This window comes from Rhizobium sp. Root708 (assembly GCF_001429725.1).
Lineage (GTDB): Bacteria > Pseudomonadota > Alphaproteobacteria > Rhizobiales > Rhizobiaceae > Rhizobium.
Map to the genome: position 1 here is coordinate 88,573 of NZ_LMHV01000023.1, position 15,469 is coordinate 104,041.

The 15,469-nt window shown below is 59.1% G+C and carries 16 protein-coding genes; 12 read left to right on the top strand and 4 right to left on the bottom strand.

The window, feature by feature from the left end:
• The first annotated feature begins 185 nt into the window (after window positions 1-185).
• The 10 genes from ASE04_RS14880 to ASE04_RS14925 all read left to right on the top strand — a co-directional run bounded on the left by ASE04_RS14880 (window position 186) and on the right by ASE04_RS14925 (window position 11,260).
• Window positions 186-1,163: an AAA family ATPase gene (locus tag ASE04_RS14880; RefSeq protein ID WP_056818508.1), complete on the top strand. Its 978-nt coding sequence runs from the start codon at window positions 186-188 to the stop codon at window positions 1,161-1,163.
• Window positions 1,160-2,113: a DUF58 domain-containing protein gene (locus tag ASE04_RS14885; protein WP_056818510.1), complete on the top strand. Its 954-nt coding sequence runs from the start codon at window positions 1,160-1,162 to the stop codon at window positions 2,111-2,113. The genes ASE04_RS14880 and ASE04_RS14885 overlap by 4 nt, the downstream gene beginning before the upstream one ends.
• Complete coding sequence (locus tag ASE04_RS14890; RefSeq protein WP_056818511.1) at window positions 2,113-2,622, top strand: DUF4381 domain-containing protein; 510 nt, start codon at window positions 2,113-2,115, stop codon at window positions 2,620-2,622. Before ASE04_RS14885 ends, ASE04_RS14890 begins: the two co-directional genes overlap by 1 nt.
• Complete coding sequence (locus tag ASE04_RS14895) at window positions 2,609-3,598, top strand: vWA domain-containing protein (RefSeq protein WP_056818513.1); 990 nt, start codon at window positions 2,609-2,611, stop codon at window positions 3,596-3,598. The genes ASE04_RS14890 and ASE04_RS14895 overlap by 14 nt, the downstream gene beginning before the upstream one ends.
• On the top strand, window positions 3,595-5,148 hold the full coding sequence (locus tag ASE04_RS14900) for a VWA domain-containing protein (protein WP_056818515.1): 1,554 nt from the start codon (window positions 3,595-3,597) through the stop codon (window positions 5,146-5,148). The genes ASE04_RS14895 and ASE04_RS14900 overlap by 4 nt, the downstream gene beginning before the upstream one ends.
• Window positions 5,145-6,422 carry a BatD family protein gene (locus ASE04_RS14905; protein WP_082597355.1) on the top strand — a complete coding sequence of 426 codons (1,278 nt, stop codon included), beginning with the start codon at window positions 5,145-5,147 and terminating at the stop codon, window positions 6,420-6,422. Before ASE04_RS14900 ends, ASE04_RS14905 begins: the two co-directional genes overlap by 4 nt.
• A 134-nt stretch (window positions 6,423-6,556) precedes the next feature.
• Window positions 6,557-8,218, top strand: a complete 1,662-nt coding sequence (locus tag ASE04_RS14910; RefSeq protein ID WP_056818517.1) for an arylsulfatase — start codon at window positions 6,557-6,559, stop codon at window positions 8,216-8,218.
• Between the two features lie 244 nt (window positions 8,219-8,462).
• Window positions 8,463-9,083, top strand: coding sequence for a hypothetical protein (locus tag ASE04_RS14915; RefSeq protein WP_056818519.1), 621 nt, complete (start codon window positions 8,463-8,465; stop codon window positions 9,081-9,083).
• A gap of 162 nt (window positions 9,084-9,245) precedes the next feature.
• Entirely contained in the window at window positions 9,246-10,640 is a 1,395-nt protein-coding gene (locus ASE04_RS14920) for a sensor histidine kinase (protein ID WP_056819103.1), read from the top strand.
• A complete protein-coding gene (locus ASE04_RS14925; protein ID WP_056818521.1) occupies window positions 10,637-11,260 on the top strand; it encodes a response regulator in 624 nt (207 codons plus the stop codon). Before ASE04_RS14920 ends, ASE04_RS14925 begins: the two co-directional genes overlap by 4 nt.
• Here ASE04_RS14925 and ASE04_RS14930 read toward each other — a convergent pair.
• The gene (locus ASE04_RS14930) at window positions 11,257-11,745 is read right to left on the bottom strand and encodes a hypothetical protein (RefSeq protein ID WP_056818523.1); all 489 of its coding nucleotides are present in this window, start codon (window positions 11,743-11,745) and stop codon (window positions 11,257-11,259) included. The genes ASE04_RS14925 and ASE04_RS14930 overlap by 4 nt on opposite strands.
• A gap of 367 nt (window positions 11,746-12,112) precedes the next feature.
• Here ASE04_RS14930 and ASE04_RS14935 point away from each other — a divergent pair, with 367 nt between their 5' ends.
• Window positions 12,113-12,403, top strand: a complete 291-nt coding sequence (locus ASE04_RS14935) for a hypothetical protein (RefSeq protein WP_443216873.1) — start codon at window positions 12,113-12,115, stop codon at window positions 12,401-12,403.
• A gap of 6 nt (window positions 12,404-12,409) precedes the next feature.
• Here the strand turns inward: ASE04_RS14935 and ASE04_RS14940 are convergent, their stop codons facing one another.
• Complete coding sequence (locus ASE04_RS14940; RefSeq protein WP_056818526.1) at window positions 12,410-13,534, bottom strand: HPP family protein; 1,125 nt, start codon at window positions 13,532-13,534, stop codon at window positions 12,410-12,412.
• 32 nt (window positions 13,535-13,566) lie between these two features.
• Window positions 13,567-14,463, bottom strand: coding sequence for a LysR family transcriptional regulator (locus ASE04_RS14945; protein ID WP_056818528.1), 897 nt, complete (start codon window positions 14,461-14,463; stop codon window positions 13,567-13,569).
• Between the two features lie 204 nt (window positions 14,464-14,667).
• Here ASE04_RS14945 and ASE04_RS31595 point away from each other — a divergent pair, with 204 nt between their 5' ends.
• Window positions 14,668-14,856 (top strand): hypothetical protein, encoded by a 189-nt coding sequence (locus ASE04_RS31595; protein WP_056818530.1) that lies wholly within the window; start codon window positions 14,668-14,670, stop codon window positions 14,854-14,856.
• A gap of 67 nt (window positions 14,857-14,923) precedes the next feature.
• Here ASE04_RS31595 and ASE04_RS14955 read toward each other — a convergent pair whose 3' ends face one another.
• Window positions 14,924-15,466 (bottom strand): cysteine hydrolase family protein, encoded by a 543-nt coding sequence (locus ASE04_RS14955; RefSeq protein WP_056818532.1) that lies wholly within the window; start codon window positions 15,464-15,466, stop codon window positions 14,924-14,926.
• Window positions 15,467-15,469: the final 3 nt, after the last annotated feature.

Consider the following 15,469-nt stretch of genomic DNA (forward strand, 5'->3'; position numbering starts at 1 on the left):
TTGCCGAGAGACAATCGGCAAGGGCCGCTCCGAGCGCGTTTGACATCATCCCGATCCGACTGAATGGGCACAGAAACGCTGAAATTTACCGTAACGTAACTTCACGTATTTTTTCTCATCCGGCAGACTGCCCGCCAATCCGATTTACTTGTCCGAGCGAACCGCTCGCGGGGGAGGAAGCGATTGTGACGGCACGTGACGATATTCTCGATCTAGGCAAGCGTATCGGACAGTCGATCATCGGCCAGGAGGCCATGGTTCAGCGGCTGTTGCTCGGCCTCTTGGCCAACGGCCATTTGCTCGTCGAGGGATTGCCCGGCCTTGCAAAGACGCGGGCAATCAAGAGCCTGGCGAAGAACCTCGATTCCGAGCTGTCGCGCGTCCAGTTCACACCAGATCTTCTACCTGCCGACATTACCGGCTCCGAGGTCTATTTTTCGGAAGGCGGCAAGGGCGAGTTCAAATTCCAGCAGGGTCCGATCTTCGCCAACCTGATCCTGGCCGACGAAATCAACCGCGCGCCGGCCAAGGTGCAATCTGCGCTTCTTGAGGCCATGGAGGAACGCCAGGTGACCGTCGGCGGGCAAAGCTATCCGCTTCCCGACCTCTTCATGGTGATGGCGACGCAAAATCCGATTGAACAGGAGGGCACCTATCCCTTGCCGGAGGCACAGCTCGATCGGTTTCTAATGCATGTCGAAGTCGGCTATCCCGATGAGAAATCTGAGGCGTCGATCATGCGCCTCAACAGGGGCGAGGAAAACGCAGCTCACGACAAGAGCAAGCACACTGACATCAAGCGGCTCGACCCTCAGTCGATTTTCGATGCACGCAACGAGATCGGTGCCGTGACCGTCTCCGAGCCCGTCGAAAAATATATCGTTTCCCTGGTGATCGCCACACGCTACCCGGACCGCTACGACAAGGAGCTTGCCAAGCAATTGCAGGTCGGCGTCAGCCCACGCGGAACTATTGGCCTGGACAAGGTGTCTCGCGCCTACGCATGGCTACATGGGCGTGACTACGTGACGCCAGACGACGTCAAGGCGATCGTGAACGACGTTTTCCGGCACCGGCTCGTCTTGTCTTATGAAGCTCATGCCTCGAACACGACGGCCGATCATGTCGTCGATCGTATTACCGAACTGGTGGCCGTCTCATGAGCGGCGAAGGCGATCGCTCAACCGGTGTCCACGTAACGACGCAGCAACTCGTCGCGCTCGAGAGCCGTGCGCGAGACCTGACATTCGTCCAGAAAGCCCGCAGCCATCAGCAGCTTGCGGGGCGGATGCAATCGGCGATGCGAGGCCGCGGTCTCGTTTTCGAGGAACTGCGCGAATACCTTCCCGGAGACGATGTCCGGTCGATCGACTGGCGCGTCACGGCTCGCACGAGCAAACCAGTCGTCAGGGTCTACGGCGAAGAGAAGGAACGCCCCGCCATTGTCGTCGTCGATCAACGCATCAACATGTTCTTCGGAAGCCGTCTCGCCATGAAATCGGTCGCGGCGGCTGAAGCTGCGATGCTGACCGCCTGGCGAATTCTGGGTTCCGGCGATCGCGTCGGCGGCTTTGTCTTCAACGATCAGAACGTAAGCGAGGTGAAGCCGCATCGTAGTCGAAACGCCGTAATCGCCTTCGCCGACCGGATCGCGACCATGAATGGGGGATTGGATGCGAGTTACGCGGCTCCCCAGTCGCCTGTCGCCCTTGACGACGTTCTCCGTCGGGTGGAGGAAGTCGCCCATCATGACTTCCTCGTGGTCGTCGTCAGCGACTTCGATGGTCACAGCGAAACGACGCGGCAGCAGCTGCTTCACCTCTCGTCCCGAAACGACGTCGTATGTCTCCTCATCTACGATCCCTTCCTGCTCGAGTTGCCGTCTTCCGGTGAGATCGTCGTCAGTGGCGGAGCACTGCAAGCCGAACTGCCGCTAGGCCAGCCGGCCGTGCGCCGATCGATTGATAAGTTCGCCAAGGACCGGGGCGACGAACTCAGAGCCTGGCAACGCCAACTCGGATTGCCAATGCTTCCGATTTCGGCGGCCGAGGAAGTCGCTCCTCAATTGCGAAGCCTGCTGGAGCAATCCGCCTGGCGGCAACGGAGGCGGTGATGGAGCAGGAAGCCCGACCGGACCCGATCACCGAGGCCGCTCTTCGCTCTCTCAAGGACATCGCGGTTCCGCCACCCGTCTCCTGGATGCCGCAGACCTGGGGATGGTTGGCCCTGGCACTGATCCTGCTCGCAGCAATCCTGCTGTGGGCTCTTGTGCTTTACAGGCGTTGGCGTCGTAACGCCTATCGTCGCGAGGCGCTGCGACTTCTCGACGAGATTGCAGGTGATTTCCGAAACCAGCAAACCTGCGACGATGCAAGCGCACGTCTTGGAGAGTTGCTCAAACGAACAGCTCTCGCAGCCTGGCCACGCAACACGATTGCGGCGCTGTCGGGAGACGATTGGATCGGTTTTCTGAGCGCCAACCAGGGCAGCGAGATCGGCAGCTCTCTGAAAGGCTATCTCGACGATCTGGAATATCGAGGCGACGCGACGCCAAGTGCCGACGCGACGGATCTCTTGCGTGATGCGCGGCGCTGGATCGAGAGGCATCATGTATCAGCTTGATCTGCCGTGGGCGTTGCTGCTGCTTCCTCTTCCCCTGCTAATCTGGTGGCTCGTCCCTCCGCATCGTGAAACCTCGGCTTCCATCCGGCTTCCGTTCTTCAACCAGGTCGCCAGCGCGGCCGGCGTCGAGCCGACGGAGGGTTCGGTTGTGCCGAAGCGGTCTTGGCCGCAGACATTCGTCGATGTTTTGGCATGGTGCCTCATCGTCATCGCATTGGCGCGTCCGCAATATGTCGAACCGCCATTGGAGAAGACAGAGCCGCAACGCGATATTCTTCTGGCTCTCGATCTGTCGCAGTCGATGGATACACGCGACTTCGCGGCACCTGACGGAACATCCAAGCCACGCGTTGATGCTGTCCGGACTGTTGTCGCGGACTTCGTCACGAAACGGCCGGGCGATCGTATCGGGCTGATCGCATTCGGCGACGCGCCCTATCCGCTTGCGCCGTTCACGATGGATCATGGACTCGTTCAGACGTTGGTGGAGGGCCTCCTTCCCGGCATCGCGGGGCCTCGAACCGCGCTCGGCGACTCCCTGGGTCTTGGCATCCGAATGTTCGAAAAGACCACGATTCCGGAAAAGGTGATGATTCTGCTGACGGATGGCAACGACACCGCAAGCAAGATGCCGCCTCTCAAGGCCGCTGATGTCGCCAAGACCAAGGGCATCGTCATCCACGCAGTCGGCATCGGCGACCCAGCCGCCACAGGCGAAGACAAACTCGACACCGCCTCTCTCCAGAAGATCGCGGAGAGTACCGGCGGGCGTTACTTCTTCGGCGGCGATCAGAAGCAGCTGCAGGATATCTACAACGAACTCGACCGCATCACGCCCCAGGATCAGAAAGAGCTTTCCTGGCGTCCTCGCATAGAACTCTTCCATTGGCCGCTCGGCGCAGCAGTCCTCGTTATGGCAGCATGGTATGGGCTTACCGCGATCTTGGGTCTGCTCCGCAGGAGGGTTGCGGCATGATCTCGGATTTTCATTTTCTTCGGCCATTCTGGCTTATCGCCCTGCTCATCCCTCCCTTCATCATATGGATGGCATCGCGCGCGGGGGATTTTCGCAGTCGCTGGAAACAATTGATCGCCCCGCATTTACTCGACAGCCTGATCGTCCAGCCCGACCGCCGGCATCGCTACGCGCCCGCTTGGGTTCTGGCCGCCCTGCTGACGCTCGCTATACTCGGCGCCGCCGGACCGACCTGGAAACGCGAGGCTCCGCCATTCGTTGCGGACACCGCATCCCTCGTTATCGCGGTCGATCTTTCACCGACGATGGATGCGATCGATATTTCGCCAAGCCGGATCGAGCGGGTCAAACTGAAAATCCATGATCTGCTCGCGGCCCGGAACGGCGCACGCACGGCCGTCGTCGCGTATTCGGGAACAGCCCACCTGGTAGTCCCGCTCACAGACGACATCGAATTAATCCAGACCTATACCGACGCATTGGCGACCGGCATCATGCCGAAACCGGGCAAAGACACTGTAGCCGCCCTAAAGCTGGCGGACGACCTCCTGAAACGCGATGGAACGTCAGGCACCATCGCTCTGCTTACCGATGGGGTCGAACCGGCTGCGTCAGCGGGCGCCAAGGGGATTGGCGGCGCCATCGTCGTACTCGGCATCGGCACCTCGCAAGGCGGCGTCGTAAAGCAGCGCGACGGCAGTTTTCTGGGCGGTGCCGGCGGTGCGCGCCTCACCGCCAAGCTCGACGTCGATGCTCTCAAGAAATTCGGCAGCGATACCGGCGCCGATGTCGCGACCATCACCCCTGATGACACCGACGTCCGATGGCTGGCGCAACGCGTCCGCACGAATTTCGCCCAGCAAACGGCGACCGAGGGCGACCGCTGGCATGATCTCGGATGGTGGCTCATTGCGCCTGTGGCCTTGTTGTCCGCCCTGTCGTTCAGACGCGGTTGGCTTGTCAGGCTTTCTGCCGGCTTCCTTGCCATTCATGTTCTGTCGCCAACATCGGCATCTGCCCTAGATTTCGCGGATATGTGGCTCACACCGGATCAGCAAGGTCGCCAAGCCTACCAGCAAGGCGACTACCCTGCTGCTGCTGATCGCTTTCAAGATTCCATGTGGAAAGGCACAGCACTCTATCGCGCCGCTCGTTATCAGGACGCAATCGACGCCTTCGCGGCGGTCGACACACCGGAAAGCTGGTACAATCAGGGAAACGCGCTCCTGCATCTGAGCAAGTTCGAGGAGGCGGTTGCCGCCTATGGCAAGGCGCTGGAGACGCGGAAGGACTGGCCCGACGCCGTGGCGAACCTCGCTATCGCTCAACAACTCCTGAAGCAGGAAAAGGACGCGGAGCAGGAACAAGAACAGGACCCGAACCAGAAGCCCGACAGCGTCCAGTTCGACGACAAGGGAAAAAAGGGCAAGGCGGGCGAGACCGCCGTCGCCGAGCAGACGTCCGAAATGTGGATGAAGAACATCCAGGTCAGTCCTGCCGACCTCATGGCCAGAAAATTCTCGATCGAGGCGGGAGGCTCGAAGCCATGATGAAACTCTTGCCTGCTGTCTTCTTGTTTTCTGCCCCCGCGTTGGCGTTTAGCGCCGAACCGTTCGCGCGTGCGACGGTTGAGGCAAGCAACGGGATTGTTCCGGGCCAGCAAGTTCGTGTCGATATCGATGTTTATGTTCCGGACTTCTTCACATCGCCTCCGCAGTTCCCCCTTTTCGATCTTCCCAACGCGCTGGTGACGCTGCCTGCGGAGCGCTCTGAGAACCTGACGCAGACCGTCGATGGCGTTCAGTACACCGGCATCCGCAAGACATACGCGGTCGTCCCGCAGGCCTCCGGCACCTTCACATTGCCTCAATTCGGGGTCGAGTTCGGTCATTCCTCGGAAGGCAAGGAGACGAAGGCAACAGTAAATATACCCTCGGTGTCCTTCACCGTCGGAGGATCGACTGCAAAGCAACAGGAAGTCACCTTCGCGGCGACCGATCTTACGGTCGAGCAAGCGTTCGATCATGACGCCCGATCCATGAAGGTCGGAGATGCGCTCACCAGAACCATAACGATTACCGCCCAGAACACCCAGGCGATGATGATCCCGCCGCTGGATCCCGGAACCGTGCCTGGTCTCCATCGGTACGAGAATGCGCCCGTGATCCAGGATGGCATCGACGTCGGGCGCGACACCGCCAGTCGCCGGACCGAGACCTACGTTTACACCGCCGACAAGGAGGGATCGTTCGTAATACCCGCCGCTTCGTACACCTGGTTTGACGTATCGAGCCATGAGAGCAAATCCGCGTCTTTGCCGGCGATGACGGTCAACGTAACTGCCGCAGGCACCGCCTCTGCCGCGATCAAACCTGTGCTCGAGGAGGCGCCGCGCCCACTGCCGCATGTGAACCGGCAGCGGATCGCGATCATTATCCTGTCGCTTCTCGCACTTGCAGCGTTCGCATGGATTGCCCGCAAAATGCTTCCTGTGCTTGGAGGCCGCCTGAGTTTGGCCAAGGATAGATACCATTCCTCTCACGGCTATCGCCTAAAGCTCCTGCGACGGACGATCGCGACCGGCAGCGAAATGGAGATTTACGCGCACCTTGCCCAATGGAGCCGAAGTCTTGGCTATCGATCGCTCGGGGATTGGCTGCGCGACGCGCCTGATGAGCTGAGATCCCAGATCGACATGCTCTCCGCCAGGCTTTTCAAATCCGCCGACGAAACGATCGATCGAACGAAATTGGCAACCGCCGTCGATTTCACAAAGGCCGACACGGTCCTCATCGAAAGCGTACTTCCGCCCTTGAACCCATGATCGTTCACCGTCCATGCAGCCTAGAATTGTCTCGTTAGCGCAAATTTACCCTGATGTTTACCGTAACGTACTTCCGCAAACACCGTGAAGCGCGCCTTCTGTCCGGGCATCGTTTCAATTGAGGAGCCTACCAGATGGACAGCACACAGAATGGTAGACCGGACACCGAGTTGACGGCGGTCAGCCGTCGCAACCTTCTACTCGGCGGAAGTTCCCTTGCTCTCACGGCTATAGCGGCTGCCTCCGCAGGAAGCAGCGCGAGTGCGCAACAGGCCGCCCAAACGCAGACCTCGGCTTCATCGGGCAAGAAGCCCAACATTCTCGTCATCTTTGGCGATGACATCGGCATTCCTCAGATCAGCGCATACACCATGGGCCTGATGGGCTACCGCACGCCGAATATCGATCGCATCGCCAAGGAAGGCGCCATCTTCACCGACTCCTACGGTCAAAATAGCTGCACCGCGGGTCGGGCATCCTTCATTCTGGGTCAGGAGCCATTCCGCACCGGTCTCCTGACGATCGGCATGCCTGGCGATCCGCACGGGATTCAGGATTGGATGCCAACGATTGCCGACGTGGTGAAGGCCCAGGGCTATGCGACGGGCCAGTTCGGCAAAAACCATCTCGGCGATCAGGACCAGCACTTGCCAACCAAGCATGGCTTCGACGAGTTCTTCGGCAACCTCTACCACCTCAATGCCGAGGAAGAGCCGGAGGGGTATTTCTATCCGAAAGATCCGGCCTTCCGCAGGCAGTTCGGCCCTCGCGGCGTGATCAAGTCAAGCGCCGACGGAAAGATCGAAGACACGGGCGCGCTGAATACCAAGCGCATGGAAACGATCGACGAGGAATTCCTGGCCGCCGCCAAGAATTTCATCGATCGCCAGGCGAAGGCGGAAAAGCCTTTCTTCTGCTGGTTCAACTCGACGCGCATGCACGTATTCACGCATCTGAAGCCTGACGCGCTCGGCAAGACCGGCAAGGGCATCCATGCCGACGGCATGGTGGAACATGATGGTCACGTCGGTCAGTTGCTGGATCAGTTGGACCAGCTGGGAATAGCCGACAACACCATCGTCCTCTACACAACCGACAATGGTGCCGAACTCGCCCTGTGGCCTGATGGCGCGCAGACAATGTTCCATGGCGAAAAGGGCACGACATGGGAAGGTGGCTTCCGCATTCCCATGATGGTCCGCTGGCCGGGTGTCGTTAAACCAGGAACGGAAGTCAACGACATCGTGACACTCATGGACTGGATGCCGACATTCGCGACCGCCGCCGGCATATCCGATGTCAAGGGACAGATGAAGACTGGCTTCAAATCCGGCGCCAAGGAGTTCAAGGTCCATCTGGATGGCTACGACTTGACGCCCCTCTTGAAGAGTGAGGTGCAAACCGGCCCGCGCGATGCGGTTTATTATTTCGACCAGGGCGGCAATCTCAATGCAATTCGCTGGAACGATTGGAAGCTTGCTTTCGCGGTCAACAGCGAAGGCAACATCGCCACGGCGACACGCGAGGTGCCGAGTTGGGCCAACATCTTCAATCTGAGAATGGACCCCTACGAACGAGGTCTCAAGGAAGGTGGAGGCGCCATGGAGTTCCTGGCCCGCAACATGTGGCTCCTCGTACCGGTGCAGGCAAAGATCAAGGAGTTCTTCTCTGATTTCGACCAGTTCCCCTATCAGGAAGGCAGCACATTGAACGCCAGCAACATAAACTATGGTCTGCTTCGCCAACAGGCGGCTCTGAAACGGCTGAACGAGCTTGAACGGCTTTCGCCCCAATAGTTATAAGCGGGGAGCTTAAACGGCTCCCCGCTTCTGCTTTGTGCGTCGGATTGGACACAAGCGTCCCAACGCGACGGAGGTGCGCTCTGGCTTGGGATGTCGCCGGTATGCGACTGCCAAAATACCTCACCGTTCTTTGATTGGCGGCGGTTACACGCCGGCGATAACGTTGCCCTCCAATGGCAACGAGCTACTCTGCTGTTGCCAATCGCTGCCAAGTGGCAGGGTTTCAAGGAGAGTAACGATGCGCATCTATCTCAAGACGATCCTGCCCACGCTCGCTTTAGCTGCAATATTCGGAATGACCGGACTGCATGACGCCAGCGCGGCTGACAGGATCCGCGTCCACGGCACGGTCGAAAACCTTGATGGCGACACCTTGAAGATCAAGGGTTCGGATGGCCGAGACATTGCTGTAAAAATCGCGGACGGCCTGAAGGTGCTCGGTGTCAAAAATGCATCCGCCGCCGACATAAAGGCCGGCGACTTCGTTGGGATCGGTTCGCAGCCCACCGCCCGCGGCATCAACGGCGCGGTACAGGTCGTGATCTTTCCAGCTTCCATGAAGGGCACCGGCGAAGGCGACCGGCCTTGGAACGTCAGGCCTAACGGCTCGATGACCAATGCGACGGTGGCCAATGCCGTCAAGGACGTCAACGGTCAAACGGTAACGCTTGCCTATAATGGCGGCGAACGGAAAGTCAGCATTCCTGATGGCACGAAAATAGTGGCGCTTACCTCAGCCACGCGGGACGACCTAAGGCCGGGTGCCACTGTATCCGCGCAGGGTGTCAGCAGCGGCGATCAAACGCTGGCGGCCGACCGCCTAGCCGTCGGGCTTGACGGCGCAACACCTCCAATGTGACCTTCGCCGCAGAACAACTAATGCGAGCTATTGAGCTCCTCGAGCGTGTATCCGCATCGCCTCACGCAACAGGCCAGCCTTGAGGTTTGCATCGGCGCGATTTCTCTGGACCTTTTCTAAACTGGTGCCATGTTTGTCGAGTGCTCAGTCGACAGGCCGCAGATGCATTGGCTCAAACGTTGGAATTCCCGATCCCTCGCCTCGCAGTTTTTCCTGACCGGTGGCATTGTCTCAATCGGCGCCATGTTTCTCATCGGCAGTCTCGTAACGACGATGATCGAAGACGCCGTCATCCATAATTCGGGTGCGGCGACCGCCTTGTACGTCGACAGCGTGGTCGCGCCTCTGCTCCCTGATATGCAGACCCAATCGGTATTGGACGAAGGCAGCGCGCAGGCGCTCGATGAAACCCTATCGCAAGGGGCGCTTGGCCAAAGGCTGGTTTCCTTCAAGCTCTGGAGGAGAGATGGCACCATCCTATACTCGAACGAGAAGGAGCTGGTAGGACGCACCTTCCCGGTCAGCGACAAACTCCGCGGCGCATTCGCGGGATCGCTGGAAGCACGTTACGAAATTGCTTCAGATCCAGAAAGCGAAGAGGAAAGAAAACTCGGCAAGCCATTGATGGAGATTTATAATCCTGTACTCCAGCCGTGGTCGGGGCAAGCGGTCGCGGTGCTTGAATTCTACGAAACGGCACAGGGCCTGTCCGACAGTCTCTCCCGGGCACGCTTGCAGAGCTGGGTGTCCGTCGCCGCCCTTACGGCGATATTCTTTCTGACCTTGTCGGCCCTCGTCTTTCGCGGGAGCCAGTTGATCGACAGGCAACGACAGAATCTGAAGGACAAGGTCGGCGAACTGACCGCGCTGCTTGCCGAAAATCAGGCCCTGCAATTGCGATTGCGGCGATCGTCGCAGCGTGCAGCCGCATTGAACGAAAGCTACCTCCGGAAGGTCGGCGCTGACCTTCACGATGGCCCGGCCCAGCACATCGGCTATGCGTCACTGCGTCTGGACAGCGATATGCTCGTCAACGACAAGACAAGTTCGGAAGCACGGCAGAAGGAGCTTTCGTGGATCCGTTCCAGCCTTGCCGAAGCAATGGCCGAGATACGGACCATCTGCAGGGGTTTGATCCTGCCGCAGATCGAAAATGCATCTTGCGACGAAATCCTGAAAAGGGTCATCCAGGCACATGAAGGCAGAACGGCAACCTCGGTGGAACAAAGCATCCATGACGATGGTTCTATGCTGTCCGCAGCGGTCAAGATTTGCGTCTATCGTTTCGTGCAAGAAGCGCTCAACAACGCCTACCGCCATGGCGGGGGCATAAAGCAATCAGTAACAGCCGAGATCGAGAATGGTGTCGTACGCATCGAGGTCAGCGATCAGGGTGTGGGCTTCGACCCTAATGACATCAGGCCAACCGGCCTCGGATTGGCGGGCTTGCGGGAGCGCGTAGACAGCCTGGGCGGGGAACTGGCAATTAATACCGGAACGGGCGGAACAACCGTTACAATGACCTTGCAGTCTCTGGAAATGGAGGACGTAGAATGACGGCGATTACCATCGGGATTGTGGATGACCATCCGCTTTTTCGCGAGGGCGTCAGCCGCAGCCTCTCTGAAGTCGACGATTTCGTCGTCGTTGGCGAGGGTGAAAATAGCGAGGATGCCGCCAGGTTGGCAGCGTCCGACCGTCCCGATGTGATGCTTCTCGACGTCTCGATGCCCGGCGGTGGAATCGACGCCATTGGAGAAATACTGTCGAAAAGTCCCCGAACGAAAGTGCTGATGCTCACGGCGTCCGAAGAGATCGGTACGTTGTCATCTGCGCTGCAGCGAGGAGCTGCTGGATACGTCCTGAAGGGAATTGGATCACGCGGCTTGGCCGAGGCTATCCGGACCATTCACCAGGGATCGCGCGTGGTGTCGCCGGCCATGCACGCCAAAATCCTGGAGAGTTCGCTTCGCGCACCAGATCCGATGCCTGACTCGCTGACGCCTCGCGAGCGGGAGGTGATGGAGCTAGTCGCCGAGGGGCTCTCCAACAAGCATATCGCTATTCGCCTTCATCTCCAGGAGAAGACCGTCAAGCATCACATGACCCAGATTTTGCTGAAGCTCAGCGTTTCCAACCGCACGGAAGCCGCCGTGAAGTGGCGGCACAAATACTAGCGAAAATATCGGTTGAGGCGCCTGAGGTCCGCCTGTGTCGCCTGCCGGTTGCTGATAGTCCTACCCTTGGAATCCTTCATCACGTAGCGACCGGCAACGATCGACTCCGTTATGCCGTTCCGGTGCCGTATTCTCATCGAGCCATCCGAGCCTTGGCTGGCGACCGCTTCGGTATTGGTTGCGTTTCCACCGCTCGTCGTCGTGTCCGACGTTACGCCGGCGGAGTTTCCGTTGCCCTTCCCGTTGCCATTATTGCCGTCACCGTTGCCAGTACCGCCCCCAAAATTTCCATTTCCATTTCCATTTCCGTTGCCGTTCCCATTTCCGTTGCCATTTCCCTTACCATTGCCGTTGTTTCCATCCTTGGCATAGGCGTCGAGTGAAACGGGTCGGACGGCCCAATTGTCCATCGTAACGGGAAGAATGGCCGCGAAGGCAGCGCCGCACACCACGGTCTTCAGAAAAGTGCGCCTGGGGAATGTCATGGCTTCAGTCCCTGTTCGTCGTAGTTCCTACGCAGAACTGACCGTATGAAAGCTATATGCGGCTGAAAAATCAAGGCCGTAAGACCATAGTACGGGGTGCCATGGGACTATGGTCCGTGGTTAGGCTTGCTCAGATGAGGTCGGTAGGACAGCAATACAGGTGGCGTTTTTTTGATCGCTCTAGCGGCATTTAATTGTGCAGGCGTGCGGTTGATCGAGCGTAGGTGGAGCCTCCCTCAGTCCGCAACCGTCGTCATATGGGCAGGACCTACGTGCTTTCGGAGTTTCACGCCGATCGGTGCCGGTCTGGCACGGCGCTTGCGTCGTTGCATTACCACGGATCGATTGGTGAGCTATGTTGGACCCTGTGTTGACGAGCCTTCTGCTTGGAGCCGCGCTGGCCCTCAGCCTGCGTCGCTTCATCCTGCCCTATATGGCGGAACAAGACGTCCTCAAGGCCGCCGCGCCGGTGAACATGATCGCCAGCGCCGTGTTCCTTGCGGCGCTCGCGCTCACCTGTTCGGACAAAGGCTTCTGGAATGCCAGCGCGACTTTGATCGGCGGCGTGACACTGGCTTTCGTTTTTGACGACAGAAGGCCGAAGCTGGTGGTCGCAATCGCGGCCGCTTGTCTGCTCAGCTATCTCGCCATGCGGTGACGAAGATCAGGCTGCCGCACCCGGACGCACGCCGGCCTTCGGCAACGATCTTGCCACCGCACTCAGCAAATCGGTTTGCGAGATAAGCCCGAGAATCCGTTGGGCATCGTCAACGACGATGACTGCATGAGTGCGGCCGTTGGTCAGGACCGAAAGCAACCCCAGTGCAATGTCGTCGGCCCGTGCCGTAGTCGCTTCGGAAACCAGCCGTTCCACCGTGCCCGAGGCAACGGCGAGTTCCCGCAGGCCAACGGTTCCTACCAGCTTCCTGTTTTCATCCCGCACTGGCAGGGTTCTGACATTATGGTTCAGCAACAGCCAGCGAGCCTGTTCGACCGTCGCATCGACATCCACGGTCACGACATCACGCGACATGATATCCGCGCAGCGGATCTCGGCATTGGAGCGCGCGATCGCCTCAAGCTCGATCTGGCGCAGGATGCGTCCAAGGTCGGCACGATCGATATCGAACGTCTCGTTGAATGCCGCGAGAGCTGCATCAATATCCTCATCGACGAAGCCTGCGCGCTGGTTGGAAGGCGGATCGGCCGTCAGGTGCGTATTCGCAGGCGGCACGACCACATGAGGATAATTGTGTCGCGACAACTTGTGAAAAAGCAGGCCGATTGCCACGAGAAGGCATGAATTGAGCGCCACCGGCACGAACGGGAAAAGCATGCCCCAGCTTGCGACGACAGGACCGCCAAGAACCGCAGTCAGCGCCGCGGCACCTCCAGGCGGATGCAGGCACCGGGTGAACGACATCGCAGCGATCGCAAGCGAAACCCCGACACCCGTCGCGATGATCGGATCATGGATGAGACTCGCCGCGACGACACCCATGAGGGCTGAAATCGTGTTGCCGCCGATGATTGACCAGGGCTGGGCGAGCGGGCTGGCCGGAACCGCGAACAGCAGCACAGCCGAGGCGCCCATCGGCGCCACGATCAGCGGCAGGTGCGATCCTTCTCCAAACAGCATCCCGCAGAGGAGGCCGGTCAGAGCAATCGCCACGAGCGCGCCGGCGCAGCCGAGAAGTCGATCGGACAGCCTCGCGCCTGCGAGAATAGGATGGAACCAGCGGGAGAAGGGACCCCTGCCGGGCGCGTCATTGGGTTTCGTGGGTCGCATGCATGCACTCTTCGGATAGAACGGAAAACTTCTTACTGGATGGAGGCCTCAGGGGCCACCGACGCCAACATGACTTGCTCGAAGGCCAGGAGCGGATCGGAGCGCTCGTTCCTGCGAGAAATCAGCAGCGTATCGACGGTACCAAGCCGATGGACATTGCTGTCTTTGCTCCATGGCAGCATGTCGAGCACCGAGCGCGGCATGACACCAACAGCATTCCCTGCCACCACATGCGCAAGGATCGCATGATACGAGGACATTTCCACCGTCGGCAGGTTCGATCCTTTGCGGATCCAGCGCTCAGCCACCTGGCGATACGTGCAGCCAGGCTCCAACGCCGCCAGGGCAGGAAGGCGAATATCTTCGGGCTTGGCGACCGGGGAATGGTTTGCAGGAAGCACGAGAAGCAAATCCTCGTGATAGACAGGCGCCGCGTGGAGATCGTCCATATTTGTGCCGTTCAAGGCCAGCCAATCGCCGTCGCCGCGTGGAGTGGCGACGAGGGCGCAGTCGAGATCACCGGCTACAACGGCCTTGGCGAGCTCGCGAGTGGCGCCGAGTGTCAGCCGTAGACTGACCTCCGGATTCTGCTCGTTGAATTGAGCAAGGACGGGAGGAAGCCGGCTGGCAGCTGTGCTCTCCATGGTGCCGACCCGCAGGACCTGCTGGGGTTCGGCCGATTTCAGCGCCAACTTGGCTTCTTCAGCAAGTGCCGCGATCTTCTTCGCGTAGGATATAAAGCACTGCCCCTGTGCGGTCAGGCTCATCTTCTTGCCATCGCGGCTGAACAGTGGTGCCTCCAGCTGCCCTTCCAATAGCTGGACGCGTGTCGTGACGTTCGAGGGTGCGCGCGCAAGCCGTTTCGCAGCGCGCGTCACACTACCCTCCTCGGCTACTGCCAGGAAAATCTCCAGAGAAGAAAGATCCATGTCGATCTCATTTCATGAACGATGCGCCGTAATATTCCGAATCGAAGAATGATTGCAATCCCGTGCGACAACGTGGCGTCCAGATTTCTTGACTGGTCGCCGAGTGATACGGCCGCATCACTCTTCTATTTTAGATATTTCTGAAACATCGTGTAGTGCGCGGCGTTTTCTTCCATGGCGGTTAACATTCGTGGAGAAACACAAATGACTCACCAACGCGACAACAGACAGGTCCGTATCCCTGGTGCGAAGGACCACAACATTACGGACCACTGCAAAAAGTTCGGCATTTCGTCATCTGAAGAGCGAAAACTACGGAAATTGCTCGGCAACGATGCACCGCTGCATGAGATCCAGGCAAACAGCGCGCCCCGGCAGCCTCGGTTCCGTTAGCTCGGGGTGCATGCGAACCTCCAGCCATAGTGGACACGGCCCGAGCAGACCGTGTCCTCTTTCCTGCTCACCCTAGCCAATTTTCTGTCGTTGTCAGCGATGCATAAGCAGCTAGAGCCGCCATAAAGGCGCCATGAACATCGACAGCCGATACTTTCCGGTCCGCGAATTCGAGATCACGCGTTGCGCATGCATCATGCACGACAGTCACCTTGAAACCGAGATCCGCAGCTGCCCGCGTTGCCGCGTCGATACACATATGGCTCATGGCACCGACGATCACGAGCTCCTTCGTGCGTTGTTGGCTGAGCAACTCGCGCAGATTCGTCTCCCGAAAGGCGTTGGGGTAATTCTTCACGACGACCGGCTCATCCCGGATCGGCAAGACGGATCGATGAATTTCAGCGCCTTCGGATCCCGCGACAAAGAAGGGCGCATCGGCAGGGATCGCCTCATGTCTGACATGGATAACCGCGTCTGCACGGGTACGGGCAGCGGCAATGACGCGTGCCGCGTTCGCGGCGGCATCCTCGATGCCGACAAGCGGTAGCTTGCCATCCGGAAAATAATCGTTCTGAAGGTCGATGACGAGAATTGCACGGTTGGTCACGGA

Coding starts and splice junctions, on each gene's coding strand:
- ASE04_RS14885 (WP_056818510.1), top strand. CDS start 1,160: ATGAGCGGCGAAGGCGATCGCTCAACCGGTGTCCACGTAACGACGCAG.
- ASE04_RS14890 (WP_056818511.1), top strand. CDS start 2,113: ATGGAGCAGGAAGCCCGACCGGACCCGATCACCGAGGCCGCTCTTCGC.
- ASE04_RS14895 (WP_056818513.1), top strand. CDS start 2,609: ATGTATCAGCTTGATCTGCCGTGGGCGTTGCTGCTGCTTCCTCTTCCC.
- ASE04_RS14900 (WP_056818515.1), top strand. CDS start 3,595: ATGATCTCGGATTTTCATTTTCTTCGGCCATTCTGGCTTATCGCCCTG.
- ASE04_RS14905 (WP_082597355.1), top strand. CDS start 5,145: ATGATGAAACTCTTGCCTGCTGTCTTCTTGTTTTCTGCCCCCGCGTTG.
- ASE04_RS14910 (WP_056818517.1), top strand. CDS start 6,557: ATGGACAGCACACAGAATGGTAGACCGGACACCGAGTTGACGGCGGTC.
- ASE04_RS14915 (WP_056818519.1), top strand. CDS start 8,463: ATGCGCATCTATCTCAAGACGATCCTGCCCACGCTCGCTTTAGCTGCA.
- ASE04_RS14920 (WP_056819103.1), top strand. CDS start 9,246: ATGCATTGGCTCAAACGTTGGAATTCCCGATCCCTCGCCTCGCAGTTT.
- ASE04_RS14925 (WP_056818521.1), top strand. CDS start 10,637: ATGACGGCGATTACCATCGGGATTGTGGATGACCATCCGCTTTTTCGC.
- ASE04_RS14930 (WP_056818523.1), bottom strand. CDS start 11,745: ATGACATTCCCCAGGCGCACTTTTCTGAAGACCGTGGTGTGCGGCGCT.
- ASE04_RS14940 (WP_056818526.1), bottom strand. CDS start 13,534: ATGCGACCCACGAAACCCAATGACGCGCCCGGCAGGGGTCCCTTCTCC.
- ASE04_RS14945 (WP_056818528.1), bottom strand. CDS start 14,463: ATGGATCTTTCTTCTCTGGAGATTTTCCTGGCAGTAGCCGAGGAGGGT.
- ASE04_RS31595 (WP_056818530.1), top strand. CDS start 14,668: ATGACTCACCAACGCGACAACAGACAGGTCCGTATCCCTGGTGCGAAG.